Source organism: Chitinimonas koreensis (genome assembly GCF_014353015.1).
Classification (GTDB): domain Bacteria; phylum Pseudomonadota; class Gammaproteobacteria; order Burkholderiales; family Chitinimonadaceae; genus Chitinimonas; species Chitinimonas koreensis.
In genome coordinates this window covers 906,799-932,840 of record NZ_CP060704.1, presented here as the reverse complement: position 1 = coordinate 932,840, position 26,042 = coordinate 906,799, and the positions used below count along the sequence as shown (strand labels likewise).

Genomic DNA, 26,042 nt, shown 5'->3' with positions numbered 1-26,042 from the left:
ATGGGAGGTGACAATGCAAAACAAGCTCAGAGGGCTGGCCCTCGCAACCATCCTGGCGCTACCCGCAAGCGTCATGGCCGCCGGCAATGCCCAGGCCGGCGCCAACAAGAATTCGATGTGCGTGGGCTGCCATGGCATCCCGGGCTATCACACCGCCTTCCCCACGGTCTACCAGGTGCCCAAGATCGGCGGCCAGCACGCCGAATACATCGAGAGCGCGCTGAAAGGCTACAAGACCGGCACGCGCAAGCACCCGACCATGACCGGCATCGCCGCTCAGCTGTCCGACCAGGACATCGCCGACCTGGCCGCCTACTACGCTGCCAAGAAGTAAGGGGAACCCGATGCAAGCATTCCGTCTCGCGCTGCTGATCCTGGGCCTCGCCGCCGCGGGCCAGGCAGCCGATCTCGCCGCCGGCCGCGCCAAGGCCGAGCAAATCTGCGCCGCCTGCCACACCGCCAGCGGCAACAGCACCAATCCGCAGTACCCGATCCTGGCCGGCCAGCATCCCGACTACCTGGCCCAGGCGCTGAAGGACTACAAGACCGGCGCGCGCAACAACGCGATCATGGCCCCGATGGCCAAGCCGCTGTCGAACGCCGACATCGCCAACCTGGCCGCCTGGTTCGCCTCGCAGCCCGGCCCGCTGAACATGCATCGCTGACGGTCGCGGCGCCCGTCGCCACGCCCCATCCCGCAGGACCGGCATGCCGGTCCTGTTGTTTTTCCGGACCCGCTTCCATGCCCCTCGCCCCCGCCACGCCCCACCTCACCGACGGCAGCCTGGTGCTGCGGCTCGCCACCCCGGCCGACATCCCCGCCATCCTGGCCTTCTACGGCGCCAACCGCGCGGCGCTCGCGCCGTTCGAGCCGCGCCGGCCCGAGGATTTCCATACCGAGGCGTTCTGGCAGCTGCGCGTGGCGATGAACCGCAGCCAGTTCGCCGAGCGCCGCAGCGCCTGCTTCTTCGTGTTCGAGCCCGACGAGCGCAGCGTGATCGGCACCTGCAACTTCACCAACGTGGTCGGCTACCCGCACTACGCCGCCACGCTGGGCTACGCGCTGGCGCAATCGCAATGGGGCCGCGGCCGCATGCGCCGCGCGCTGACGCTCGGGCTCGGCTGGGCCTTCGAGGCCTGGAACCTGCACCGCGTCGCCGCCAACCACCTGCCCGACAACCAGCGCAGCGCGCGCCTCCTGGCGCGGCTCGGCTTCGAGCGCGAAGGCCTGGCGCGCGACTACCTGCTGATCGACGGGGTCTGGCGCGACCATGTGCTCAATGCGCTGACCCGCGCCGACTGGCAGGCCGACCCGCAGTCGATCGGCCTGGTCCGAGGCGGTAACGGGCGGCCTTCCTCCGTTTGAAGGATGCGCCGAGCGTCGGCTCGGACCTATGCTGCGCGCCGGTTCATGAACTTGTCATGGCCCCGGCCATCCATAAGATTCAGTAAATCACGCTATTCCCATGCGGCCGGACGACAGCGGGCGCACGGGGTCGATTCGACGCCGCCGTCAATCTTGCGCCGCGCGAGCCGATAAGTCGTGCAGCAAGGGAGCCGGGCCGCGTGCCGCCGATGGCGACGGGCCGGTCGTAAACAACAGCGCAGCGTCGCAGCCGGGCGGGTCGGCGGGCGGCGAGGAGATCGGCATGCTCGATTGGCTCACCCAGCACATGATCAGCCAGAGCCTGATCCCGCACGGCTACTGCCTGGCCTGGTCGCCGCCGCTGCTGTGGCTCAACGTGGTCGGCAACGCCGTGATCGGGGTGGCCTACTTCAGCATCCCGCTGGCGCTCTACACCGTCACCCGCAAGCGCCGCGACCTGCGCTTCAACCGCATCATGCTGATGTTCGCGGCCTTCATCTTCGCCTGCGGCAGCACCCATTTCCTCGACATCGTCAGCATCTGGCAGCCGATCTATTGGCCCGATGCCTGGGCCCGCGCCTTCACCGCGGCGATCTCGCTGATCACCGCGATCGCGCTGTGGCGGCTGATCCCGACCATCCTGGCGATCCCGAGCCCGCGCCAACTGGCCGAGGCCAATCTCAAGCTGTCCGAGGAGATCGCCGCGCGGCGCGAGAAGGAGGCCGAGCTCAAGGCCAGCGAGGAGCAGCTGCGCGAGTTGTCGGGCACGCTGGAGGCCAAGGTGGCCGAGCGCACCACCGAGCTGGCCGAGACCAATGCCCGGCTGCAGAGCGAGATCAGCGACCGCCAGCGCATGCAGAACGAGCTGCAGATCGTCAACCGCAAGCTCGAGGAAGCGCTGCGCCAGCAGGCGGTACGCTCCAACGAGATGGAGCAGCTCAACAAGATGGGCGACCTGATGCAGAGCTGCGTGTCGGTGCAGGAGCTGTCGCAGGTGCTGTCCAACTTCGCCGCCGGCTATCTCGAGGCCGGCAGCGGCGCGGTCTACCTGATCGAAGCGGACGGCGGCATGGCCGCGATCGAGCACGGCTGGGGCGAGATGCCCGAGGTCGAGCGGGTGTTCTCGCCGATGCAGTGCTGGGCGCTGCGGCGCGGCCAACTGCACCCGGCCGACGCGCTGCAGCACAACCTGCGCTGCCAGCACGTCAGCGACGATCGCGACCACGTCTGCGTGCCGCTGATCGGCAACGGCGAGACGCTGGGCCTGTTGCACCTGCGCAATACCCGCGGCCTGCACGACCCGGCCTTCCTCGACGGCGTGGCCAAGCGCGCGGCGCTGGCGCTGGTGAGCCTGAAGGCGCGCGAAGCGCTGTTCAACGAGGCGACCCACGATCCGCTGACCACGCTGTACAACCGCCGCTACCTGGAAGCGGCGCTCGAGGAGGCGGCGCGCCGCTCGCGCCGCTCGCACCGGCCGGTCGGGCTGATGATGCTGGACCTCGATCATTTCAAGGCGATCAACGACAACTACGGCCACGAGGTCGGCGACGAGGTGCTGCGCGAGGTCGCCGCCAAGCTCAAGTCGAGCCTGCGTTCGGGCGACATCGCCTGCCGCTACGGCGGCGAGGAGTTCACCGTGCTGCTCGGCGGCGCCTCGCTGCCGGCCACGCGGCTGCGCGCCGAGCAGTTCCGCCAGACGGTGGAGCAACTGCGGGTCAGCCATCGCGGCAAGATGCTGCGGCTCACGGTATCGATCGGCATCGCGGCGTTTCCCGAGAACGGTACTCAGATCAGCGAAGTGCTGCACCAGGCCGACCGCGCGCTGTACGAGGCCAAGCACGGCGGGCGCAACCGGGTAGCGGGGCCGGAGAGCCTGAGCGATGAGGCGGTGGTGGAAGGCAGTGAAACGTGAAGCGTAAAACGTGAAGCGTAAAACGTGAAATGTGAAACGTGAAATGTGAAACGTGGAACCCCATCCCCACCCCAGCCCTCCCCTTGAAGGGGAGGGGTCGAGCGGCGCAGCAATGACGATCACAGATCTTCATTCTCGGCGCTGACCCGCTCCTCCCCCTTCAAGGGGGAGGCCGGGAGGGGGATGGGGTTCCACCTTTCACCTTTCACCTTTCACCTTTCACATTTCACATTTCACATTTCACATTTCACGTTTCACGTTTCACCTTTCACACGCTTTCGCTCTCCACCTGCTGCAGCAGATACAGCCGCTGATAAATCCCCCCTCGCGCGCCATCAGCGCCTCGTGGTCGCCCTGTTCGGCGATGCGGCCGTGGTTGAGCACCACGATGGCGTCGGCGTCGCGGATGGTCGACAGCCGGTGCGCGATGGCGATCAGCGTGACCTTGCCGCGCAGGTCGTCGAGCGCCTGCTGGACGACCTGCTCGGTCTCGCTGTCGATATGGCTGGTGGCCTCGTCCAGCAGCAGGATGCGCGGCTTGCCGGCCAGCGCGCGGGCGATGGCGACCAGCTGCTTCTGGCCGACCGACAGCCGCGCCCCGCCCTCGCCCAGCGGCGTGGCGTAGCCGTGCTCCAGCTGCAGGATGAAATCGTGGCAGCGCGCGGCGCGCGCGGCGGCCTCGACCTCGGCGTCGGTCAGGCCGCGGCCCATGTCGATGTTCTCGCGCGCGCTGGCGGCGAGCAGGAACGGGTCCTGCGGCACCAGCCCGACCTCGGCGCGGAAGGCCTCGTCGCCGAGCGTGGCCAGCGGCACGCCGTCGATCTCGATGCGGCCGGCCTGCTGGGTGTAGAAGCGCAGCAGCAGGCTCAGCAGCGTCGACTTGCCGCTGCCGGTATGGCCGACGATGCCGAAGAAGCGGCCGGCCGGGATGCTCAGGCTCAGGTCGTGGATGACCGGCTGCGCCGGCGTGTAGCCGAAGGTCAGGTCGCGGATCTCGATGGCGCCGTGGCGGATGGCGCCGGTTGCCGCACCCTCGCCCGCGACCGCCTCGGCGCGCGGCTCGCGCAGCAGCGTGTTGACGCGCGAGGCCGCCACCACCGCCTGCTGCAGCTGGCTGAACTGCAGCGTGATCTGGATCAGCGGATCGACCACCCGGCCGATATAGCTGACGAAGGCGTACAGGATGCCGACCTCGAGCCCGCTCAGTTCGCGCAGGCCGAAGCGGTAGATCACCACGGTCAGCAGGATTACGTTCAAGAGGTCGAGCATCGGCCGCAGCAGCCAGGCGTTGGCGCGCAGCTCGGCCAGCCGGGCGTGGTAGTGGCGCGTGCTGGTCTCGCCGAAGCGGCGGTTGAAGCGCTCTTCGGCATTGCTGGCCTGCAGCACCGCCATGCCGGCGATGCTCTCGGCCACCTGGGCGTTGATCTCGCTGCGCAATTCGCGCGCCCGCGCCACCGCCGGCGCGCTCCAGCGCTGGTAGAACCAGACGATCACGATCACCGCCGGCAGCATCACCGCCACGATCAGCATCAGCCGCCAGTCGAGCCAGGCCATCGCCAGGATGGCGCCGAACACCACGATGCTGCTGTCGAGCATCACGAACAGCACCTGCACGTAGAGGCTCTTGACCTGCTCGGTGTCGTTGGTGACGCGGCTGACCAGCTGGCCGGTGATGGCGCGGTCGAAGAAGGCCATCGGCAGCCGCAGCACGTGGCCGTAGACGCGCTCGCGCAGCCGCCGCACCGAACGCATGGCGACGCCGGCCAGCCGGGTCAGCTGCAGGTAGCGCAGCACGCTGGCGATCGCGCCGGTGGCCAGCATGGCGATCAGCAGGCAGGCGACCGCGGTCAGGTCGGCCGTGCGCGGCAGCAGGTAGTCGTCGATGAAATGCTTGCCCAGCAGCGGGCCGAGCGACTCCAGCCCGGCGGCGACCAGCAGCCAGAAGGCGCCGTGCCACAGGTGGCGGCGCTCGGGGGCGGCCGATTCGCGCAGCAGCGCGATGGCCTGGCGTTTGTCCTGCGTGGCGGGATTCGTCATCGGGTAGGGATTCGATTCAATGCTGTGCGCCGACCCAGTTCTCCAGGCGCAGGCCCGGATAGCCGAGGAAGTCGCGTTCGTTGTGGGTGATCGGCACCGCGATAGAGAATCACTGCGGTCGAGATACCGGCGGAAAGGCGCCCAGCTCTCCCGCCAGCTTGTCGAAAGCCTTGTCGAAGGTCAGGAAACGATCGTGGCCGGCCGACAAGGCCAGGTGCAGTGCGTCGCCGAAGTCAATGCCGGCCTCGAACCAGCGTAGCGCATAGGCGATCGCCTCGGGCTCGATCGGCTTGAAATGCGGCAGGCCGAGCAGCAGGCGCAATCCCTTGGCGATCTCGGCCGGGCTGCAGCCGTTCACCTTGAGTACCCAGCTCAGTTCAAGCAGCACCGTCGGCGGTGCCGTACAGTCGCGCGGGCCGCCCAGCAGCCGCACTGCCGCCGCGTGCTGCACCGGCTCGTCCTTGAGCAGGAAGCGGGCAAGCACATTAGTGTCGAGCACGATCATGGCTTGCTCGCTTCGTCCTCGGCCCCAGCAGGTCGGCGATCGCGCGCTCGGTCTGCTCGTCCGACAGCCGATCGCGGCCGTCGTGCGCCAATGCGCCGGCCGCCTGTTCGATGCTGCTGGCAGCGAACTTGGGCGCCGGCAGCAGGCGCAACTCGTCGCCCACCACGGCCAGCGTGAATTCCGCACCGCTCTCCAGGTGCCGCGCTTCGCGCACCGATTTCGGGATGACGATCTGGCCCTTGCTCGACATTTTCACGGTCAGCATGGCGACTCCTCGCAAGCCAAGTAAGACAAAAGGTAAGCCCATGATAAATCATGGCTAACCCACCGTCCTATCGATTCAATCCGCATCGAGACTCGCCTCGAGCTGCTGGTAGCGCCACTGCCCCGCATACCAGCCGTCCAGCGCCAGCAGCGCCTCGTGGCTGCCCGCCTCGACCACCTGCCCGTGCCTGAGCACCAGCGTCTGGTCGGCGTCCATCACCGCGCTCAGCCGATGGCTGACGATGATCACCGTGCGGTTGAGCCGGGCCGCGCGCAGGTGATGCAGGATGTCGGTCTCGGTCTGGGTGTCGACCGCCGACAGCGCGTCGTCGAGCAGCAGCAGCGGCGCGTCGGTCAGCAGTGCGCGGGCGATCGCCACGCGCTGGCGCTGGCCGCCCGACAGCGTGATGCCGCGCTCGCCGACCGGCGTGTCGTAGCCCTGCGGGAAGCGCGCGATGTCGTCGTGCACGCTGGCCAGCCTGGCCGCCCGCTCGATCTCGGCGCGGCTAGCGCCGGGCTTGCCGAGCGCGATGTTGTCGGCGATCGAGGCGGAGAACAGGAAAGCCTCCTGCGGCACCCAGGCGATCGCCTGGTGCAGCTTCTCCAGCCGGTAGTCGGCCAGCGGCACGCCGCCCCAATCGAGGAGGCCGGCCTGGGCCGCGTACTGGCGCAGGATCAGCCGCACCACGGTCGACTTGCCGGCGCCGGTCGGGCCGACCAGGCCCAGCGTGCGGCCCGGCTCGAGCGCGAAGGACACGCCGGCCAGCGCGTCGTGCTGCTGGCCCGGATAGCGGAAGCGCACCGCGTCGAAGCACAGCGGCCCGGCCGCCATCGTCTCGACCGTGCCGTGGTCGTCGATGCTCAGCGCCTGCGCCAGCACCGGCTCGAGCCGGCCCCAGGCGGCGCGGCCGCGCTCGATCAGGCTCAGCACCCAGCCGGCGGCGAACATCGGCCAGATCAACTGGCCCAGGTACATCGAGAAGGCGGTCAGCGCGCCGACCGTCAGTTCGCCCCGCCACACCAGCCAGCCACCGAGCGCCAGCGCGAACAGCTGGGCGAAGGTCAGCGTCACCCCCACCGCCGGTTCGTAGGCCGCCTCCCAGCGCTGGGCGCGCAGGCTGGCTTCGGCGGCGCCTTCGGCCAGGGTGGCGAAATGGGCGGCCGAGCGCGCCTCCAGCCCCAGCGCGCGCACCGTGCGCACGCCCGACAGCGTCTCCTGCACGTGGTCGTTGAGGTCGCTGAAGCGGTCGAGCGCGTCCTTGGAGGCATGGTGGATGCGGTTGGAGATGCGCCAGAAGGCGTAGGCCATGACCGGGAACGGCAGCAGCGCCACCGCGGTGAGCCGGCCGTCGAGGCCGAGCGCCATCATGGCGATCACCATCACCAGCGTCAGCGTGCCGTCGAAGCCGGCCAGCATGGCCTCGCCGGCCGCCATCTCGACCGCGTCGACGTCGTTGGTGGCCAGCGCCATCAGGTCGCCGGTGCGCTGCTGCTGGTAGAAGGCCGGCCCCTGCAGGCTGAGCCGGCGGTACAGCCGGGTGCGCAGCTCGACGCCGAGCCGGTAGCTGGCGGCGAACAGCTGCAGCCGCCAGCCCACGCGCAGGAAGTAGATCGCCGCGCCGGCCGCCAAGAGCTTGGCCAGCTCGGCCAGCAGCGCCGGTCCGGCCAGCGCGTGCGCCACCAGCGCGTCGACGATGTGGCCGACCTGGCGCGGGATCCACACCGTCAGCGCGGCGACCGAGGCCAGCATCAGCGCCGACAGGAAGTAAGGACGCCAGTTCTGGCGGATATAGCCGCCGACGAGGCCAAAGAGCGTCATGGAACACCTTGTGAGTGGGCCCGGCGGCGTGCCGGCCGGGCAAGCCGCCGATTCTAGGGCCTGCGGCGGGCGATTTCACGCGGCATCGCAAACCGGCGGCGATCGAGCGGACGCGGCGGAACTCGGGCCCCCGTCGATGGCTCGGACCTGAAGACCCCTTCGTCTCCTGCAAGGAATCCATCATGGCCAACCATCCCTTCGCCCTGTGGGCCGATTACGCCCTGAAAAGCCAGCAGATGCTGCTGGCTTCCGCCCAGGTCATCCAGCACCGCCTGGGGCGCCTGGCCGCCGCCGGCCCGCAGCCGAACGCGCCCGACCGGCAGGAATTCGCCCGCATGGGCAACGAGAAGATCGAGGCCGCCGCGGCCGCCTGGCAGGGCGCGCTGTTGAAGTGGATGACGCTCTACCCGCGGCTGGCGCTGTACGGCTGGCAGCAGGCGGTGAAGAGCTCGGCCACGATGCTGCGGCTGCTGGCCAGCCCGGCCGGCGCCAACCGCCACGGCCAGGCCCGCCTGGTCGCCCTGCTCAGCGACGCGACCCAGCTCAAGCGCCTGTCGCACGCCGGCCTGCAGGTGATGCATGCCAGCCTCAAGCCGGTCCACCGCGCCGCCACCGCCAATGCGCGGCGGCTGGCGAACTACAAGCCGCGCTGAGCGGCGTGTCCGGCGGGCCCGCCCGCAACCGTCGGATTCGCGGCGGCATCCATCGCGCCGATTGCCGCAGGCCGGACTGATGCAGGTCGGGCTTTATGCCCGACGGCGCCGCGGATTCCAGGCCGCTGTCGGGCATGAAGCCCGACCTACAAAACCGACCGGGATCGCACGGCAGAGGCGTGCAGGAGCGGCTTCAGCCGCGAAGGGTGGAGCGCCAACGGTATGGCGACCTTCCTACCAATCGCGGCAGAAGCCGCCCCTATATGCGATCGTCGGGCACCAGGCAGGCTCAACCCTGCAAGGCATGCACCGGCGGCATCGCCAGCGCCGTCAGCATGTGCCGCAAGGTCGCCAGCAGCGCCACCAGCGCGGCGGCGGCCAGCGCGGCAGCCAGCGGCCAGACGCCGATCGGCGCGCGGTCGACGAAGCCGTCGAGGTAGTGCTGGGTCGCCAGCCAGGCCAGCGGCAGGCCGAGGCCGGCGCCGGCCAGCACCAGCGCGCCGAACTCGCGGCCGAGCAGGCCGGCGATCGCGCCGGCGCCGGCGCCGTAGAGCTTGCGGATGACGATCTCGCGCGCCCGCCGCCGCACGCCGTAGGCCGCCAGCGCATACAGGCCGAAGCCGGCGATCAGCGTGGCGATGGCCGCCGCGCCGCTCAGCAGCCGGGCCAGCCGCATGTCGTTCTGGTAGGCGTTCTCCAGCATGCGCTCGAAGCCTTCCACCTGCGGCGTCTCGTCCGGGAAGCGGGTACGCCACAGCGACTCGGCGGCCGCCTTGACGCGCGCCGGATCGCCGTCGGCGCGCAGCGTGATGGTGTACAGCCAGGTTTCGCCGATCGCATAGAACATCGGCACGGCCGGCTCGCGCACCGACTGGTAGCGGATGTCCTCGATCACGCCGACGATCTGCTTGTACCCGTCGCCGACCTTGAGCGACTGGCCGACCGCCGCCTGCGGCGAGACATAACCGAGCTGGCGCACCGCGCTGCGGTTGAGCACGATGCGGTCGAGGCTGCTCAGCGTGTCGCGCTGCGGCTCGAAGGCCCGGCCGGCGATCGGCGCAAGGCCGTAGGCGAGGAAGAAATACGGATCGACCGGCTCCCAGCGGATGTTGAGGAGACGGCCATCGGCGAGCGTCACGCTGGTCGCGCTGCTGGTGTCGTTGCGGCCCGGCGCGTCGAGCGAGCGGCCGGCCGCGGCCACGCCGGGCAGTTGCGCCAGCGCGCGGCGGAACTGCTCGCTGCGCGCCGGATCGAGCCCGGACGGCGAGTAGACCAGCAGCAGCGGCCGCGTCGCGAAGCCGGGATCGATGCGCGTGGCGTAGCGCGCCTGCAGGAAGATCACCAGCGCGAAGGCCGACAGGCCGATGGCGGCGCCGAACTGCAGCACGGTCAGGCCGCGGCGCAGCCACAGGCCGCCGCGGGTCTCCTGCCGGTCGCGGCCGGCCAGCGCCTGCGCCACCGGCACCCGGCAGGCCACCCAGGCCGGGTAGAGCCCGGCCAGCAGGCCGGTGAGCAGTCCGGCGGCCACCGCCAGCGGCAACATCGGCCAGCCGAACGGCGCGGCGAAGCGCAGGCCCAGCGATTCCATCAGCAGCGGCCAGCACAGCCAGGCCAGCAGCAGTCCGAGCGCGGTGGCAAGCGCCGCCACCAGCACCGACTCGGTCAGGAACTGCGCCACGATGCGGCCGGGCGAGGCGCCGAGCGCCTTGCGGATGCCGATCTCGCGCTGGCGCTTGAGCGTGCGCACGGTGCTGAGGTTGACGTAGTTGATCGCCGCCAGCAGCAGGATCAGCAGCGCGAGGCCGGCCAGGCCGGCATACAGCGCGGCGTTGCCCTCGGAACCGGCGCCGTCGAGCTTGAGCCGCGGCACCGCCATCAGCCGAACTTCGGCGACGTGGCCGGCGAGGCGGAATTCGTCCGGCACCTGTTCGCCGCGCGGCGCATCATCGTACAGCCGCTGCAGCAGCGCGGCGGCCGCCGCCGTGTCGGCGCCGGGACGCAGCTGGACGAACAGCCGGCCCGAGTGGTGGCCCCACTCGGAATAGGCGAACTCGCGGTTGTCCCAGGCGGCGGAGCGGGTCGAGGCCAGCACCTCGAAGCGGAACACGCTGTTGGGCGCGCGATCGGCCAGCACGGCGGCGACACGGTAGGCGCGGCCCTGGATGTTGACGCTGCGGCCGACCACGTCGGCTCGGCCGAACAGCGCGACCGCGGTCGAGCTGCTGAGCGCCAGCGCATCGGGTCGCGCCAGCGCCTCGGCCAGGTCGCCGGCCTGCGGCGTCGCGCCGAGCATGGCGGCGAACGACGGATCGACGAAACCGATCACATAGCGCTGCACGCGTTCGCCGACGCGCAGCGAATAGGCGCGGCGATACAGCACGCTGCTGGCCGCCACCGGCGCGGCGCGATCGACCTCGGCGCGGAACGGTACCGGCACCTGCGATTGCCAGCTCGGCGCGCCGTCCGGATTGCGGTAGCGCAGCTCGAGCTGGTACAGCCGCGCGGCGGCCGGGTCGCGGTCGACCGCCAGCTCGGCCTCGACGAAGCTGGCCAGCACGAAGGCCACCGCGATGCCGATGGCGAGGCCGAGGATCACCACGGCCGAGTAGCCGGGGTCCTGCCACAGCTGGCGCCAGCCGATGCGCAGATCGTTGGGGCGGATCATGGTTGTTTCCTTTGTTTTGTTTGCTTGCCGGGCGGCCGTTGCAGAGACGGCGCGCCTGGCCGGATCGCGATGGCGGCGGCGAGTCGGATCGAGGCCCCTGCAGGAGCGGCTTCAGCCGCGAATGGCGCCGGTGGATGCCTCCACCATTCGCGGCTGAAGCCGCTCCTACAAGGGATGCTTCACCGTTTCGCCAGCGTCCTCACGCCGCCACCGCATCGACCAGCACCCGGCCGTCGAGCAGCCGCAGCGTGCGCGAGGCTTGCGCCGCGTGCGCCGGCGAGTGCGTCACCATCACCAGCGTGGTCCCTTCTGCATTGATCTCGCGCAGCAGCCGCATCACCTCGTCGCCGTGCGCGCTGTCCAGGTTGCCGGTCGGTTCGTCGGCCAGCAGCAAGGCCGGCCGCGATACCAGCGCGCGGGCGATCGCCACCCGCTGCTGCTGGCCGCCCGACAGCTGCGACGGCCGGTGGCCGGCGCGGTGGCTCACGCCCAGCCGCGCCATTGCCTCGTCGACCCGCTGCTTGCGCTCGCGCGCCGGCACCTCGCCGTACTCGAGCGCCAGGCCGACGTTCTCGGCCACCGTCAGTTCGTCGATCAGGTTGAAGCTCTGGAAGATGAAGCCGATCCGGCCGCGCCGCAGCTGGTTCAGCTTCGCCTCGCTCCAGCCGGCCACGTTCCGGCCTTCGAACCAGTACTCGCCGGCGCTCGGCGCGTCGAGCAGGCCGAGGATGCCGAGCAGCGTCGACTTGCCGCAGCCCGACGGGCCGGTGATGGCCAGGTATTCGCCGGCCTCGATGTCGAGGTCGATCTGGTCGAGCGCGGTGGTCTCGATGTCGCCGGTGCGGTGCACCTTGCTGATGTTGCGGAGTTTGAGCATGGCGGTTCCTGCCTTGGGGATTTGGGAAAACGTTCAGACGGCGGCCGGCGCGGCGCGCAGCGGCGCCGGCGGCGGCACGGGCCGCGGATCTGCCTGGAGCGGAGCGATGGGCGGGCGCATCGGCGACGGCGGCATTTCCAACCCGGCGCAGGCGATGCGCGCCAGCAGGCGCGGCGCGATCAGCAGGCTCATGTCGCCCCCTCGATGCGCAGCCGCTCGGCCTCGCGGAAATCGCGGTAGCTCGACACGATCACCCGCTCGCCGGCGCGCAATCCGCCGAGCACTTCGACCCGGTTGGCGGCGCGCCGGCCCAGCCGCACCGCGCGGCGCTCGGCCCGGCTGCCGCCGGCGTCGAGCACGAACAGCCAGCTGCCGCCGGTGTCGGCATAGAAGGCGCCGTCGGGCAGCAGCAGCGCACGCGCAGGCTGGCCCAGCGTCAGCCGCGCCTCCACCCCCTGGCCCGGCTGCAGGCCGGCCGGCATCGCGCCGGCGGCGTCGAACTGCAGCTCGATGCCGAAGCGGCCGTCCTTCACCTGCGGATTGAGCCGCGCCAGCGCCAGCGGCCAGGCCCGGCCGGCCAGCGTCGCCTCGCCGCGCAGGCCCAGCGCCACGCGGTTCAGGTAGAACTCGTCGACGCTGGCCGCCAGCTTGTAGCGGCCCGGCGAATCGATGCGGCCGAGCCGGTCGCCCGGCTTGACCGATTCGCCCTCCTCCAGCCGGAAATCGGTCAGCCGGCCGTCGTTCGGCGCCCGTACCGCCAAGGCGTCGGCGGTGGCGCGCACCAGCTTGAGGCCGGCGTCGAGCCCGACGATCGCGCGGTCCATCTGGGCGATCGCCTGCTGCCGGGTGCCGAGCTCGGCCTGCATGTCGGCGCGCGATTCGGCCAGCAGCCGCTGCTGCTGCGCCAGCTGGTCGCGCGATTCCTCCAGCGCGGCGGCCGACAGGAAGCCGCGCTCGGCCAGCTGGCTGTCGCGCGCATGGCGCTTGCGCACGCGGTCCAGCTCGTATTCGAGCGCGGCCAGCTGGCGGCGGTGCTCGGCGCGGCTCGCTTCCATGCCGACCTTGAGCGTGGCCAGGTTGGCCACCTGCTGCGCCACGTCCGATTCGCGCGCCAGCATCTCCTGCTGGCGCTGCGGATTGGACAGCTTGAACAGCAGCTCGCCCTTCTTCACCGTCGCGCCGTCGCGCGCATACACCGCCTCGACCCGGCCGCCCTCGGTGGCATCGAGCATCACCGAGCTCAGCGGCACCGCGTTGGCGCGCAGCAGCAGCTCGTCGTGGAACTGGCCGGCCTCGACCGTGGCGATCTCGAGCGCCGCCGCATCGACCGCCTGGCCGCGCGGCACGGCCCACCAGCCGAGCCCGGCCAGCGCCGCGACCGCGCCGACGATGGCCAGCGGCAGCCAGCGCCGGCCGCGGCGGCGGACGACGCGATCCATGCCGGCGCCGGAGACCGGGGGATGGACGGTTGCGAAGGGAGCGGCGCATTCATGGCGAGGGGCACGGGAAGTGGGTGACGGCGGCCTTGTCGCAAGCGCCGTGCCAGCCAGCGCGGCCCTGTCGAATCAGCGGTTTGCGCGCACCTGTCCGGCGAGCGACGCGGACAGTGTCCGGAAGCGGACAGTCGGCCGTGTCCGGAAGCGGACGGCGGTTTGCGCGGCGCCGGCAGGCGCTGGTAACGTGCGGCGCACCGGGGCCGGGGCGAGCCGCGAAGGACAGGAAGGAAGGCCAGGCGCCCGTTGCAGGCATTGCTTCCCTGCGCGGTCGTGTCCTTCGTGGCAGAACACCCCGCCAACCAACCGTATCGACGACAGATTCCAAACGTGGCCGACCTCCTCATCCTCGACGACGATCCCGACGTCGCCATCGCGGCGCGCCTTCTGCTGCGCCGCCGCTTCGGCGAAGTCGCCGAGCTGGCCGACCCGCGCGCGCTGAGCGCGGCGCTCGAACGGCACCGGCCGGCGGTGCTGCTGCTCGACATGAATTTCAGCGCCGGCCGCGCCGACGGCGGCGAGGGCCTGGCGCTGCTGCGGCAGCTGGCTGGCCGGCCGGATGCGCCGGGCGTCGCCACACCCGCGGTGATCGTGATGACCGCCTATGCCGACGTCGCGCTGGCGGTCGAGGCGGTCAAGCTCGGCGCCTTCGACTTCGTCACCAAGCCGTGGGACAACGCCAAGCTGCTGGCCACCGTGGCCGCCGCGCTGGCCAGCCGCCGGCCGGCCGCGGCCGGGCCGGCCAGCGCGCTGCTCGGCGAATCGGCGCCGATGCGCGAATTGCGCGCGCTGATCGCCAGCGTGGCGCCAACCGAGGCCAACGTGCTGATCCTCGGCGAGAACGGCGTCGGCAAGGAGCTGGTGGCGCGCGCGCTGCACCAGGCCTCGCACCGCGCCGACGGCGTGTGCCTGGCGGTCGATATGGGCGCGCTGCCCGAATCGACCTTCGAGAGCGAGCTGTTCGGCCACCGCAAGGGCAGCTTCACCGACGCGCGCAGCGACCGGCCGGGCCGCTTCCAGGCCGCGCGCGGCGGCACGCTGTTCCTCGACGAGATCGGCAACATGCCGCTGGCCAACCAGGCCAAGCTGCTCACCGCGCTCGAGCGGCGCGAGGTCACGCCGGTCGGCGCCGACCGGCCCGAAGCGATCGACGTGCGCATCGTCAGCGCCACCAACCTCGACGAGACACAGCTGTTCGACCCGGCCCACTTCCGGCCCGACCTGCTCTACCGGCTCAACACCATCGTGCTGCGCGTGCCGCCGCTGCGCGCCCGGCGCGACGACATCGCGCTGCTGGCCGCGCACTACCTCGATCATTACGCGCGCCAGTACGGCAAGCCGGCCCGCCCGCTGGCCGCCGCGGCCGATGCGGCGCTGAGCGCGCACGACTGGCCCGGCAACGTGCGCGCCTTGCGCCATGCCTGCGAGCGCGCGGTGATCCTGGCGACCGGCGCGCAGTTCGAGGCGGCCGATTTCGGCCTGGGCGGCCCGGCGGCGAACAGCGCGGCGCCGGCAGGCATGGCCACGGCGAGCGCCTCGCCGAGCGGATACATCGGCGGCCCGGCCGCGCTGTCGCTGTCGGAGCGCGAGCGCGACGCCATCGCCGCCGCGCTGGCCCAGGCCAGCGGCAATATCAGCCAGGCCGCCAAGCTGCTCGGCGTGAGCCGCGCCGCGCTGTACCGCAAGCTGGAAAAGCATGGGCTCTGATCCCGCCCCCGCCCCCGCCCGCCGCCTGCGCTTGCGCGTCGCGATCGCCGCGCTGCTGCTGGCCGGCCTCGCGGCCATCGCCGCGCAGCAGCCCGGCTCGCCGCGCGGCCTCGCCATCTGCGCGCTGCTGGCCGCAGCCGCACTGGTCTGGGGTGGCCAGGCGCTGCTGCGGCTGACCGCACCGCAGCCGATCCGCGCCGACGAGCCGGCCTTCGGCCTGCCGACCGATCTCGACGCCTGCCGAGCCGCGCTGCTGCGGCTCGAAGCACTGATCGAACACGCCCCGGTGGCGCTGTGGCGGGCCGGTGCCGGCGAAGCCCAGCCGCTCAACGCCGCCGCCCGCCGGGTGCTGGCGCCGGGCCGCGCCAGCGCGCCCGAGGCGGTGCTGGCCCTGCTGCGCCAGGCCCACGGCGGCCAGCGCCAACTGGTCGGTTTCGACAGCGAGCGCGGCCACGAGCGCGCGGTGCTGGCCGCTGCCGCGCTGACGCTGGCCGGCGAGGAGGAAAAGCTGCTGGCGCTGATGCCGATCGAGTCCGAGCTCGAAGCCGAGACGCTCGATGCCTGGCGCCAGCTGGTGCACGTGCTGACCCACGAGATCATGAATTCGCTGACGCCGATCGCCTCGCTGTCGCGCACCGCGCAGGCGCTGGTCGCCGAGCAGCCGGATGCCGACCCGGACCTGGCGATGGCGCTGGAGACCATCGCCCGCCGCGCCGCCCACCTGGTCGAATTCGTCGCCAGCTATCGCAGCGTCAGCCAGTTGCCGGCGCCGAAGCTGGAGCCGGTGCGGCTGCAGCCGCTGTTCGGCCGCCTGCGCCAGTGGGCGGCGGCCGACTGGCAGGCGCGCGGCGGCGAAGCGAGCTTCACGGTCGAGCCGGCGACGCTGGAACTGATGGCCGACCCGGACCAGCTGGAGCAATCGCTGCTCAATCTGGTGAAGAACGCCGCCGACGCCACCCGCGGCCTGGCAGCGCCGCGGCTGGCGGTGACGGCCCGGCTGGTGCGCGGCGGCCGGCTGGCGATCGAGGTGGCCGACAACGGCCCGGGGGTGCCGGCAGGGCTCGAGGCGCGCATCTTCACGCCCTTCTTCAGCACCAAGGACAAAGGCCTGGGCGTAGGGCTGGCGCTGGTGCGCAACCAGGTGCACGGCATGGGCGGCACGGTGCGCTACGCCAAGCGGGCCAGCGGCGGCGCCTGTTTCGTCCTGACCTTCTGACCAGCCTTGCCGATATGCGGGCGCCGGTGAAGCGACAGGCGCAATTCAGGCCCCCGGGAAACCCGGCGGCTCACCGTCGGAGAACGCTGACACAGCGGCTCTCCCTGATTGAATCCTTCCCCTCTCGTCCCCGCCACCGCGGGGAAGCCTCGCCAGCCGCTCGTCAGCAGGCATTCACGCTTGCAGCGGCCCATCGATCGAGTCGATCGATGCAAAGCAAAACGGCACCCGATGGGTGCCGTTTCGTCTTGCCGCAACCGGCCGCTCAGCGCCGATAGTTATGCCGCGGGGCACCGCCACCGGTGGCGCGCTCGTCCTTGTGGCGGAAGCTGACGCGCGCCTTGGTCAGATCGTAGGGCGACAGCTCGACCGTCACGCGGTCGCCGGCCAGGATGCGGATGCGGTGCATGCGCATCTTGCCCGACACGTAGGCGATCAGTTCCATGCCGTTCTCGAGCTTCACGCGGAAACGCGTATCGGGCAGCACCTCGATCACGGTGCCTTCCATTTCGATCAGTTCTTCTTTGGCCATGCAGGGCTCCGTTGCCGGGCGGCGAGCCGCCACGGGGGGTTCAGTTCGCTGCCGGCGGGTCGTCCCGCCGGCAAGGTTTCGGTTGCATCGCCCGCGCGGCACACGGGCCGGGCGGACGGTTGGAAAGGGATGGGTCGGTCCGGTCGAGGGGACCGGAACCCGACACTATACAGCCTTACGGCGTTCCACTCCCGTCCTGCAGCCGAACGGCGAACAAGTCAAGCCGTCGCGACGGCGCATCCATCCCCGTTCGACTACCCGATTTGCGCTCTGTCGGCGCCAGCCGTCGTTCATCCCGACGCCCGGTAGATCGGTCTCATGGTGCTCCACGGCTTGGCAGGCCGCCGGCATCATGGCCTCACTGCGCAACCCGCAGAACAACCGGCAAATACTGTGAATACCAAGGAAAAATCATGAAATCCCGCATCAACGAGTACTTTGAAGGCACCCTGATCGTCAGCCTGGCCGCGCTTTTCGCGCTGGCGCTGTTCAGCAGCCTGCAAACCGCCGAGGCGCCGCAGGCGACCCAGCCGGCACAACTGGCGCAAACCGCCGCGGCTCCGCGCGGCTGACCGCGATGCAAGGCGCCGGGGCACCCAGGCCCCGCATTTCAGCGAGACGACCGGCTGCGCGACAGCCGCCTCGCCGACAGAACGACCGGCTCCAGGCCGGTCGTTTCGCATTTCCGGCCAACGCAAACGCTGCGTCCGGCGGCCATCAGGCAGGCGCGCTGCTACCCTGCGGGCTCATCCATCGAGACGCCGCGTTCCAGATGCATATCCGCCCCACCACGTTCGACGACTGGCCCGCCCTGAAGGCGATCCGGCTGGCATCGCTGCTCGATGCCCCCGAAGCCTTCAGCCTGAGCCATGCCGAGGCCGCCGCGTTCGACGACGCGCAATGGCAGGCGCGGGCTGCGGGCGAAACGCCGCCACGCTACTTCCTGGCCTGGGACGGCCCGCGCCCGATCGGGCTGGCCGGCGGCGTGGCGGTCGACGACGGCCATGAACTGATCTCGATGTGGATCGAGCCCGCGGCTCGCGGCGGCGGCGCAGGCCGGGCGCTGGTCGCCGCGGTGGCCGAACGCGCGGCCGCGCTCGGCGCCGGCCGCCTGGTGCTCGGCGTCCTGCCCGCCAATGCGCGGGCCTGCGGCTTCTACGCCAGGCAGGGCTTCGTCGCATGCGACCAGGCCGAGCCGTTCCGGAACGGCAGCTGCCGGATGTTCCTGGCCCTGCCGCCGCGAAGCTGACGCGGCCACCGCTGCATTTCATCGCCGCCAGACGTCGTTCATGCCTCGCCGCTGCATACCGGTCTCAACCCGCTCCAACGGTGTCCTCGCCTCGCGCATCATGGCCTCACTGCAGCACGACGCTGCAACGCAAACCGAATCGACCAACTTGAGGACACCACCATGAAGACCAAGATCAACGAACTGTTCGAAGGCACCCTGATCGCCGGCCTGGCCGCCCTGTTCGCCGTCGCCCTGATCAGCGGCCCGCAGCCTGCCGACGCCCCGGCGGTCGCCCACGCCCAGGTCGCCCAGAACGATGGCGCCAACCACAATGGCTAATCCCCGGCAGCAGACGACAGCGACACGGCGCCCACGGGCGCCGTGTTTCTTTTGGGTCGCCGCCTGGATTGAATCGCTGCCGATCCATCCATAAGTTGCATTTAAAATGCATGTTTAATATCATGGCCGCAATCTCCAACCGGCGAGCGCCGCCATGCAATTGACCCGATTCTCCGACTTCGGCCTGCGGGTACTGATGTACCTGAACCAGCACGACCTGCCGGCCCCGGTGACGATCGCCGAGATCGCCGGCCAGTTCGACATTCCGCACAACCACCTGGTCAAGGTGGTGAACCGGCTCGGCAAACTCGGCTGGATCAGCGCGCTGCGCGGCCGCAACGGCGGCCTGCGGCTGGCGGTGCCGGCCGACGGCCTCCGGCTCGGCACCGTATTGCGCAGCCTCGAGGGCAGCAGCGAGCTGGTCGATTGCGACACGCCGCCGTGCGCGCTGCGCGGCCGCTGCCTGCTCAAGGGCGCGCTGAATGCCGGCCTGGAAGCCTTCTACGCCAAGCTCGACGAATACACGCTGGCCGACGTCTGCGCCCAGGGCACCGGCGAGGCCATCGTCGTCATGCATCGGCGCTTCCTCGACGCCGCCAGGCCGGGAGCCGGCCATGCGTGACATCGCCCTCGAAATCGGCCGCGAGCGCGTCGGCCAGGTGGTGGACGAGTTCTACCGCCAGGTGCGCCGCCATCCGACCCTGGCCGGCCCGTTCGCGCGCGTCGACGACTGGCCGGCCCATCTCGAGCGGCTGACCCATTTTTGGTGGGTCACGCTCGGCGGCGAGCGCTACCTCGACTACCGCTATGCCGTACCGGCGCGCCACGCCGAGGCCGGCTTCACGCCCGCCCTGCTGCACGACTGGCTGGCACTGTTCCGCCAGGTCGTTCGCGCGCAGCTGGCGCCCGAGCAGGCCGGGGCCTGGATCACCCGGGCCGAGCGCATCGGCGAGTCGCTGCGGCTGATGCACGAACTCGGCCACTTCCCCGCACCCGCCGGCCCGTCCATCGTCGCCATCCCGCGCTGATCGTTGCCGCGCGCCGCTCGCGCCGCCAGGCCGCGCATTAAAAGTTGCATTTCAAATACCTCAAAAAAGGAAACCGCATGCTGTCCCAAGCCGCCCGCCCCTATATCGAAGCCAGCGTACCGGTGCTGCGCGAGCACGGCCTCGCCATCACGCGCGCCTTCTACCGCAACATGTTCGCCGCCCACCCCGAGTTGAACGACCTGTTCAACCTCGGCAACCAGGCCAACGGCTCGCAGCAGCAATCGCTGGCCGCCGCGGTGTTCGCCTACGCCGCCCATATCGACGACGCGGCAGCGCTGGCGCCGGTCATCGAGCGCATCGTGCACAAGCACGTCTCGGTCGGCATTCGGCCGGCGCACTATCCGATCGTCGGCCGCCACCTGCTCGGCGCGATCGTCGAAGTGCTCGGCGACGCCGCCACGCCGGCGCTGCTGTCGGCCTGGGACGAGGCCTACTGGCTGCTGGCCGGCGAGCTGATCGCAGCCGAGGCGCGCCTGAGCGAACGGACCGGTGCGGCCAGCGGCGCGCTGCGGCCGCTGCGGGTGATGGAGCTGCGCCATGAGAGCGCCGACGCGACCTCGTTCTACCTGCAGACGCCCGACGGCCAGTCGCCGGGCAACTTTCTGCCCGGCCAATACCTCAGCGTGGCGGTGGATTTCGCCGGCGAGAACCTGCGCCAGCTGCGCCAGTACAGCCTGTCCGACTCGCCCGGCAAGCCGTGGTGGCGCATCACGGTGAAGCGCGAGGCGGCCCAGGCCGATGCGCCGGCCGGCCGCGTATCCAACTGGCTGCATGCCAACCTGCGCCAGGGCGGCAGCCTGCTGGCCGGCGCCGCCTACGGCGACTTCACGCCGGCGCTCGACGGCGACCATCCGCTGGTGCTGCTGTCGGCCGGCGTCGGCATCACGCCGATGGTGTCCATCCTCAATACGCTGTGCGAACGCGGCGCCCGCCGGCCGGTGCATTTCGCCCATGCCGCGCGCGACGGCCTGCGCCACGCCTTGCGTGCCGACCTCACTGCCGCCCGCGCCCGCTACCCGGCACTGCACGAACAGGTGTTCTACGAAACGCCGCGCGACGCCGACCGGGTCGGCTTCGACTACCACCACGCCGGCCGCATGCAGCTGGACCTGGTACTGGACGGCGTCGCCGACGATGCCGAATTCCTGCTCTGCGGCCCGGCCGCCTTCATGCGCCAGCAGTGGCAGGCGCTGCTGGCGCGCGGCGTCGGCCCGGCCCGCATCCAGCGCGAGGTGTTCGGCCCGGAATTGCTGGATCACCTGCTGTAGCCCGAAGCCGCCGACGTCCGGACCGGCAGTTTCGATGCCGGCCGGCCCATGGCGGCCCGCTGCATTTCATCGCCGCCAGACGTCGTTCATGCCTCGCCGCTGCATACCGGTCTCAACCCGCTCCAACGGTGTCCTCGCCTCGCGCATCATGGCCTCACTGCAGCACGACGCTGCAACGCAAACCGAATCGACCAACTTGAGGACACCACCATGAAGACCAAGATCAACGAACTGTTCGAAGGCACCCTGATCGCCGGCCTGGCCGCCCTGTTCGCCGTCGCCCTGATCAGCGGCCCGCAGCCTGCCGACGCCCCGGCGGTCGCCCACGCCCAGGTCGCCCAGAACGACGGCGCCAACCACAATGGCTAAGCCCCCGGCAGCAGACGACAGCGACACGGCGCCCCAGGGCGCCGTGTTTCTTCGTGTTACCTGCCGGACCGGTCCCTGACCCGGCACTGTCGCATCCATGCCGCAATCGACGCAGCGGCGCATTTCACCGGCCATGCCGAGAGCATGCGGCCACGGTCATATTTTCCAGTCAAATCAGATACTTCTGCCCTTCCCGGCGAGCACGCCAATATATTCGATGCGGAATGCATGAAGCGCCCGCGCGGCAAACACGAACGGTTCTCGAAGCCCTTGGCAGTCCCCGACCACCCTCCTACTATGGCGCCGACTCCGACGCGCATAGCGCCCGGCAAGATAGCCGACACAACGGGGGAGGGAATCCATGCCACGCCAAGACGCGACCTTCGACGACGGCCACGCGCCCGTCGCCTCCCCGGCCGGCTGGACCGGCCCGCTGCTCGCCCTGGTCGGCTATCTGGTCTTCCACTTCTCGGTGGACATGCTGCCGCCCCCCCTCGCCCGCGCCGCAGCCCTGCTGCAATACCTGTTCCCCCTCTCCTGCCTCGCCGCGACACTGGCGCTGAGCCGGCTGCGCCGCCGCCATGCCCGGCTCGACGATGCCACGGCGCTCGACGTGCTCGACCATATCTGCAGCAGCGAATTCGAACTGCTGCTGGCCGAGGCCTTCCGCCGCCGCGGCTACGCGGTCTGCACCCGGCGCAGCCGGCAATCCGGCAGCGCGGTCGACCTGGCGCTCGATCGCGGCCGCGAACAGTATTTCGTGCAGTGGCGGCAATGGCGCGCCGAGCGCGTCGGGATCGACGCGGTACGCGAACTCTATGGCGCCATGGTGGCCGAGGGCGCGGCGGGCGGCTTCGTGGTGACCGCCGGGCGCTTCGGCGACGACGCCCGGCGCTTCGCCCAGGGCCACGAGATGAAGCTGATCGACGGCCCGGCCCTGCTCAGGATGATCCGCGGCATCGAGATCGAAACGCGGCAGATGGCACTGCGCAAGCCGGCCTGAACCCGCCGGGCCGATCCATGGCCTTCGGGCGCCCCGATAGACAACCAAGCGCTTGCTTGATAATCTCGGCGCGACTTCCCGCCTGGATCGCCCGATGAATGCCTCCACCCTGCGCCGGCTGCTGAACCTGTGGCCGCCCTTCCTGTTCACCGGCATCCGCGCCGCGCGCATCAGCGCCGACTACCGCGAGGCCGACGTCACGCTCAAGCAGACCTGGTACAACCGCAACTACGTCGGCACCCATTTCGGCGGCAGCCTGTTCGCGATGACCGACCCGTTCTACATGCTGATGCTGATGCAGCTGCTCGGCCGCGACTACTTCGTCTGGGACCAGCGCGCCGGCATCGACTTCGTCGCGCCGGGCCGCGGCCTGGTGACCGCCCGCTTCCGCATCGACGACGCCACGCTCGACGCCATCCGCGCGCGCACCGCGGACGGCGAGAAATACCTGCCCGAATTCGTGGTCGACATCACCGACGCCAAGGGCGAAGTGGTCGCGCGGGTGACCAAGACGCTGTACATCCGCCGCAAGCCGGCCAAGCGCTGAAACCACCGGCCTCCGCGCCGCGGAATCGCAATAGAAGATTCTTCCCTCTTCCCGGCTTCGGTCGCAGTAGGAGCGGCTTCAGCCGCGAATGCGACGGCAGCCTCCTCGCCATTCGCGGCTGAAGCCGCTCCTACAGAACTTCGCCGTCGGTCGGACTTCCGTCCGACAGCGCCGCGACCAGGATCGCCGTCGGATGGAAGTCCGACCTGGCGCATGCGGCTTGATCGAAGCCAACTTGGCCACGCCCCGCTCGTTCACCCGCCATTCAGACTCATGAAAGCGTCATGGCTTAAACTGCGCGGGCCATGCTGCGCCTGCCCTCCTTCCGCCAACTGCTGCTGCTCGCCTTCCTGCTGCTCGCCGGCCTGCTCGGCGCGGTCGCGCTGCGCGGGCTGATCACGCTCGAGAAACTGGTCGAGCAGAGCCGCGTCGGCGCCGACCTGGCCGTGCGCGCCAGCGCCGACGCCCAACTGCTGGCCGAGCGCAGCCTGGCGATGGAACGCGCGGCGCGACAGTTCCTGGTGCTCGACGACGCCGCCTTGCGCGAGCGTTTCGACGAAGCCCGCCGCGATGCGCGCGCCGCCCACCAGCGGCTGGCCGCCGACCTGCCCGGCAGCACGGCGGTCACCCAGTGGCAGGAACAGCTGGCCGCCATCGAGGCGCGGCTGGACGAGCCGGGCCAGCCGACCAAGCAGCGCGGCGTCGCGCTGGCCGAGGATTTCCGCACGCTCGACACCCTCAACCAGGCGATCGCCGGCCAGGTGCGCCAGCGCATCGAGGCGCGCAACGACGCGCTGCTGGCCGGCCTCGACGAAGGCCGCGCCGCGCTCGGCCGCCAGCTGCTCGGCGCCTTCGCGCTGGCCCTGCTGCTGGCGCTCGGTTTCGGCCTGTGGCTGGTGCGGCCGCTGCGCAAACTCGAGGCCGCCATCGTGCGGCTGGGCGAGAACCGGCTCGACCGGCCGATCGCCATACCCGGCCCGGCCGACCTGCGCGCGCTCGGCCGCCGGCTCGACTGGCTGCGGCTGCGGCTGGTCGAGCTCGATGCCGACAAGGCGCGCTTCCTGCGCCATATCTCGCACGAGCTGAAGACCCCGCTGGCCGCGCTGCGCGAAGGCGTGTCACTGCTCGACGAGGGCGTCGCCGGACCGCTCAACGACAGCCAGCACGAGATCGCCCGCATCCTCGGCCAGAACACGCTGGCGCTGCAGAACCAGATCGAGGATCTGCTGCGCTTCAACGCCGCCGCCTTCGAGGCGCGCCGGCTGACGCGGCGGCCGACCGAGCTGGCCGCCTTCATCCGCGGCACGATCGACGGCCAGCGGCTGCAATGGCAGGCCAAGCGGCTCGAGGTGACGCTCGACGGCGGCCCGCTGACCGCCGAGATCGACCCCGACAAGCTCGGCGCCGCGCTGGGCAACCTGCTGTCCAACGCCATCCGCTTCAGCCCCGACGGCGGCGCCATCCGCTTCAGCCTGGCGCGCGAGTCCGGCCGCGCCCGCATCGAGATCGCCGACCAGGGCCCCGGCGTCGCGCCGAACGACCGCGAGCGCGTGTTCGAGCCCTTCTACCAGGGCGAGCGCCAACCGCCCGGCGCGCGGCGCGGCAGCGGCATCGGCCTGTCCATCGTGCGCGAATACATCGTCGCCCACGGCGGCGACATCACCCTGCTGCCGGGCGAACCCGGCGCACGTTTCCGAATCGAACTTCCCCATGTCGACGATTAGATTGCCCCTCCTCCTCGGCCTGCTGCTGGCACTGGCCGGCTGCGCGCTGCCCGCGCGGCAGGCGCCGTCGGCGCCGACGCCGGTGCCGACGCCCACCCCGACGCCGCCGCCCGACGCCAATCTGCGCGAATTGCTCGAACGGCAGGACCGGCTGCGCCAGCAAGGCCAGGCCGAGATCGCCCGCGAGATCGCCCGGCTCGGCGAGGCAGCCGGCAGCCCCGCCGCCAACCCGGCGGCCACGCTGGAGCTGGCCATCGCGCTCGGCCAGCAGCGCGACGCCGCCGCCCAGGCGCGTGCGCTGAACCTGCTCGAGACGCTGGCGCGCAGCCCGGCCGCCGAGGCCCAGCCCTACCAGCCGCTGGCGCGCCTGTTGGCCGGCCTGCTGGCCGCGCTGCAGGCCGACCAGCGCCGCATCGACGAATTGCAGGACAAGCAGGCCCAACAATTGCGTGAGTACCAGCGCAAGTTCGATCAGCTCAACGAGAAGCTCGAAGCGCTCAAGGCGATCGAACGCAGCCTGCCGACCCGGCCCGCCCCGGCCACCGTGAAAGGAACCCCGCCATGAGCGCCCACCTGCTGCTGGTCGACGACGACGCCGACCTGCTGCGCCTGCTGTCGATGCGGCTCACCGCCGCCGGCTACCGCGTCAGCGCGGTGCCGACCGCCGAAGCCGCGCTGGCGCGGCTGGCGATCGAGCGGCCGCAGCTGGTCATCAGCGACGTGCGCCTGCCCGGCCGCGACGGCCTCGCGCTGTTCGACGAGATCCGCAACCACCATCCCTCGCTGCCGGTGATCCTGATGACCGCGCACGGCACCATCCCCGACGCGATCGAGGCCACCGCGCGCGGCGTGTTCGGCTACCTGACCAAGCCGTTCGACGGCAAGGTGCTGCTCGACAAGGTCGGCCAGGCGATCGCGGTGTCGGCCACAACCGACGGCAGCGCGCGGCAGGAAAGCTGGCGCGAGCCGATCGTCAGCCGCTCCAGCCGCATGGCCGAGCTGCTGGCCGAGGCCAAGCTGGTGGCCGGCTCCGACGCCAGCATCCTGATCCGCGGCGAGAGCGGCAGCGGCAAGGAGCTGCTGGCGCAGGCGATCCACCGCGCCAGCCCGCGCGCCGGCAAGCCCTTCGTGGCGGTCAACTGCGGCGCCATCCCGAGCAGTTGCTGGAATCCGAGCTGTTCGGCCATGTGAAGGGCGCCTTCACCGGCGCGGTGGCCAACCACCGCGGCCTGTTCCAGGCAGCCGACGGCGGCACGCTGTTCCTCGACGAGATCGGCGACATGCCGCTGGCGCTGCAGGTGAAGCTGCTGCGCGTGCTGCAGGAGCGCCAGGTGCGGCCGGTCGGCGCCAGCCAGGCCATCCCGGTCGACGTGCGGCTGCTGTCGGCCACCCATCGCGACCTCGAGGCGGCCATGGCCGAGGGCCAGTTCCGCGAGGATCTGTACTACCGGCTCAACGTGGTGACG

Annotated in this window: 27 protein-coding genes and 1 pseudogene; 19 read left to right on the top strand and 9 right to left on the bottom strand. The window is 70.8% G+C overall.

All coding sequences use genetic code 11. The features are described from left to right. The first annotated feature begins 13 nt into the window (after positions 1-13). From H9L41_RS03845 to H9L41_RS03830, 4 genes are all read left to right on the top strand, one after another. Positions 14-334, top strand: a complete 321-nt coding sequence (locus H9L41_RS03845; RefSeq protein WP_028445387.1) for a c-type cytochrome — start codon at positions 14-16, stop codon at positions 332-334. A 10-nt stretch (positions 335-344) separates the two neighbouring features. Beyond that, a complete protein-coding gene (locus tag H9L41_RS03840; protein WP_028445386.1) occupies positions 345-665 on the top strand; it encodes a c-type cytochrome in 321 nt (106 codons plus the stop codon). A 77-nt stretch (positions 666-742) separates the two neighbouring features. Beyond that, positions 743-1,366 (top strand): GNAT family N-acetyltransferase, encoded by a 624-nt coding sequence (locus H9L41_RS03835; RefSeq protein WP_051318840.1) that lies wholly within the window; start codon positions 743-745, stop codon positions 1,364-1,366. A gap of 283 nt (positions 1,367-1,649) precedes the next feature. Further along, positions 1,650-3,278: a GGDEF domain-containing protein gene (locus tag H9L41_RS03830; protein WP_051318839.1), complete on the top strand. Its 1,629-nt coding sequence runs from the start codon at positions 1,650-1,652 to the stop codon at positions 3,276-3,278. 261 nt (positions 3,279-3,539) lie between these two features. Here the strand turns inward: H9L41_RS03830 and H9L41_RS03825 are convergent, their stop codons facing one another. The 4 genes from H9L41_RS03825 to H9L41_RS03810 form a co-directional block, all read right to left on the bottom strand. After that, the gene (locus tag H9L41_RS03825) at positions 3,540-5,315 is read right to left on the bottom strand and encodes an ABC transporter ATP-binding protein (RefSeq protein WP_308419587.1); all 1,776 of its coding nucleotides are present in this window, start codon (positions 5,313-5,315) and stop codon (positions 3,540-3,542) included. Positions 5,316-5,424: 109 nt separating this feature from the next. Continuing rightward, positions 5,425-5,820: a type II toxin-antitoxin system VapC family toxin gene (locus H9L41_RS03820; RefSeq protein WP_028445384.1), complete on the bottom strand. Its 396-nt coding sequence runs from the start codon at positions 5,818-5,820 to the stop codon at positions 5,425-5,427. Then, on the bottom strand, positions 5,801-6,085 hold the full coding sequence (locus H9L41_RS03815; protein WP_187523681.1) for an AbrB/MazE/SpoVT family DNA-binding domain-containing protein: 285 nt from the start codon (positions 6,083-6,085) through the stop codon (positions 5,801-5,803). The genes H9L41_RS03820 and H9L41_RS03815 overlap by 20 nt, the downstream gene beginning before the upstream one ends. 75 nt (positions 6,086-6,160) lie before the next feature. Beyond that, positions 6,161-7,903, bottom strand: coding sequence for an ABC transporter transmembrane domain-containing protein (locus tag H9L41_RS03810; protein ID WP_028445383.1), 1,743 nt, complete (start codon positions 7,901-7,903; stop codon positions 6,161-6,163). Between the two features lie 182 nt (positions 7,904-8,085). On the opposite strand from H9L41_RS03810, the gene H9L41_RS03805 reads away from it, so the two are divergent. Further along, complete coding sequence (locus H9L41_RS03805) at positions 8,086-8,556, top strand: polyhydroxyalkanoate granule-associated phasin (protein WP_034606435.1); 471 nt, start codon at positions 8,086-8,088, stop codon at positions 8,554-8,556. Positions 8,557-8,845: 289 nt separating this feature from the next. Here the strand turns inward: H9L41_RS03805 and H9L41_RS03800 are convergent, their stop codons facing one another. From H9L41_RS03800 to H9L41_RS03785, 4 genes are all read right to left on the bottom strand, one after another. Beyond that, positions 8,846-11,221 (bottom strand): ABC transporter permease, encoded by a 2,376-nt coding sequence (locus tag H9L41_RS03800; protein ID WP_034606433.1) that lies wholly within the window; start codon positions 11,219-11,221, stop codon positions 8,846-8,848. 199 nt (positions 11,222-11,420) lie between these two features. Then, positions 11,421-12,098 (bottom strand): ABC transporter ATP-binding protein, encoded by a 678-nt coding sequence (locus tag H9L41_RS03795; RefSeq protein ID WP_187523680.1) that lies wholly within the window; start codon positions 12,096-12,098, stop codon positions 11,421-11,423. Positions 12,099-12,131: 33 nt separating this feature from the next. Then, positions 12,132-12,290, bottom strand: a complete 159-nt coding sequence (locus H9L41_RS03790; RefSeq protein ID WP_157461982.1) for a hypothetical protein — start codon at positions 12,288-12,290, stop codon at positions 12,132-12,134. Continuing rightward, the gene (locus H9L41_RS03785; RefSeq protein ID WP_051319025.1) at positions 12,287-13,537 is read right to left on the bottom strand and encodes an efflux RND transporter periplasmic adaptor subunit; all 1,251 of its coding nucleotides are present in this window, start codon (positions 13,535-13,537) and stop codon (positions 12,287-12,289) included. Before H9L41_RS03785 ends, H9L41_RS03790 begins: the two co-directional genes overlap by 4 nt. Before the next feature lie 384 nt (positions 13,538-13,921). On the opposite strand from H9L41_RS03785, the gene H9L41_RS03780 reads away from it, so the two are divergent. Together H9L41_RS03780 and H9L41_RS03775 are read left to right on the top strand one after the other, a co-directional pair. Beyond that, positions 13,922-15,298: a sigma-54-dependent transcriptional regulator gene (locus tag H9L41_RS03780; RefSeq protein ID WP_245589207.1), complete on the top strand. Its 1,377-nt coding sequence runs from the start codon at positions 13,922-13,924 to the stop codon at positions 15,296-15,298. Then, on the top strand, positions 15,288-16,514 hold the full coding sequence (locus tag H9L41_RS03775; protein WP_034606993.1) for a sensor histidine kinase: 1,227 nt from the start codon (positions 15,288-15,290) through the stop codon (positions 16,512-16,514). Before H9L41_RS03780 ends, H9L41_RS03775 begins: the two co-directional genes overlap by 11 nt. A gap of 265 nt (positions 16,515-16,779) precedes the next feature. On the opposite strand, the gene infA is transcribed toward H9L41_RS03775, so the two are convergent. Beyond that, entirely contained in the window at positions 16,780-17,046 is a 267-nt protein-coding gene (gene infA / locus H9L41_RS03770; protein ID WP_028446284.1) for a translation initiation factor IF-1, read from the bottom strand. A gap of 413 nt (positions 17,047-17,459) precedes the next feature. On the opposite strand from infA, the gene H9L41_RS03765 reads away from it, so the two are divergent. From H9L41_RS03765 to H9L41_RS25485, 12 genes and pseudogenes are all read left to right on the top strand, one after another. Further along, positions 17,460-17,618, top strand: a complete 159-nt coding sequence (locus tag H9L41_RS03765) for a hypothetical protein (RefSeq protein WP_157461981.1) — start codon at positions 17,460-17,462, stop codon at positions 17,616-17,618. A 200-nt stretch (positions 17,619-17,818) separates the two neighbouring features. After that, entirely contained in the window at positions 17,819-18,295 is a 477-nt protein-coding gene (locus H9L41_RS03760) for a GNAT family N-acetyltransferase (protein WP_051319024.1), read from the top strand. Between the two features lie 162 nt (positions 18,296-18,457). Further along, positions 18,458-18,616: a hypothetical protein gene (locus tag H9L41_RS03755; RefSeq protein WP_157461980.1), complete on the top strand. Its 159-nt coding sequence runs from the start codon at positions 18,458-18,460 to the stop codon at positions 18,614-18,616. 154 nt (positions 18,617-18,770) lie between these two features. Then, positions 18,771-19,238 (top strand): RrF2 family transcriptional regulator, encoded by a 468-nt coding sequence (locus H9L41_RS03750; protein ID WP_028446283.1) that lies wholly within the window; start codon positions 18,771-18,773, stop codon positions 19,236-19,238. Then, positions 19,231-19,644: a group III truncated hemoglobin gene (locus tag H9L41_RS03745; protein ID WP_051319023.1), complete on the top strand. Its 414-nt coding sequence runs from the start codon at positions 19,231-19,233 to the stop codon at positions 19,642-19,644. The genes H9L41_RS03750 and H9L41_RS03745 overlap by 8 nt, the downstream gene beginning before the upstream one ends. Positions 19,645-19,721: 77 nt before the next feature. Further along, on the top strand, positions 19,722-20,933 hold the full coding sequence (locus H9L41_RS03740) for a globin domain-containing protein (RefSeq protein ID WP_028446282.1): 1,212 nt from the start codon (positions 19,722-19,724) through the stop codon (positions 20,931-20,933). 210 nt (positions 20,934-21,143) lie between these two features. Next, positions 21,144-21,302 carry a hypothetical protein gene (locus tag H9L41_RS03735; protein WP_157461980.1) on the top strand — a complete coding sequence of 53 codons (159 nt, stop codon included), beginning with the start codon at positions 21,144-21,146 and terminating at the stop codon, positions 21,300-21,302. 361 nt (positions 21,303-21,663) lie between these two features. Continuing rightward, positions 21,664-22,305, top strand: a complete 642-nt coding sequence (locus H9L41_RS03730; RefSeq protein ID WP_051319022.1) for a restriction endonuclease — start codon at positions 21,664-21,666, stop codon at positions 22,303-22,305. A 94-nt stretch (positions 22,306-22,399) separates the two neighbouring features. Further along, positions 22,400-22,852 carry a DUF4442 domain-containing protein gene (locus H9L41_RS03725; protein WP_028446281.1) on the top strand — a complete coding sequence of 151 codons (453 nt, stop codon included), beginning with the start codon at positions 22,400-22,402 and terminating at the stop codon, positions 22,850-22,852. Positions 22,853-23,157: 305 nt separating this feature from the next. Continuing rightward, positions 23,158-24,576 (top strand): sensor histidine kinase, encoded by a 1,419-nt coding sequence (locus tag H9L41_RS03720; protein ID WP_028446280.1) that lies wholly within the window; start codon positions 23,158-23,160, stop codon positions 24,574-24,576. Position 24,577: 1 nt separating this feature from the next. Then, positions 24,578-25,141, top strand: coding sequence for a hypothetical protein (locus H9L41_RS03715; protein WP_051319021.1), 564 nt, complete (start codon positions 24,578-24,580; stop codon positions 25,139-25,141). After that, positions 25,138-26,037 (top strand): annotated as a pseudogene (locus H9L41_RS25485) (sigma-54-dependent transcriptional regulator); the annotation flags it as partial. The gene H9L41_RS03715 and the pseudogene H9L41_RS25485, both read left to right, overlap by 4 nt. Positions 26,038-26,042: the final 5 nt, after the last annotated feature.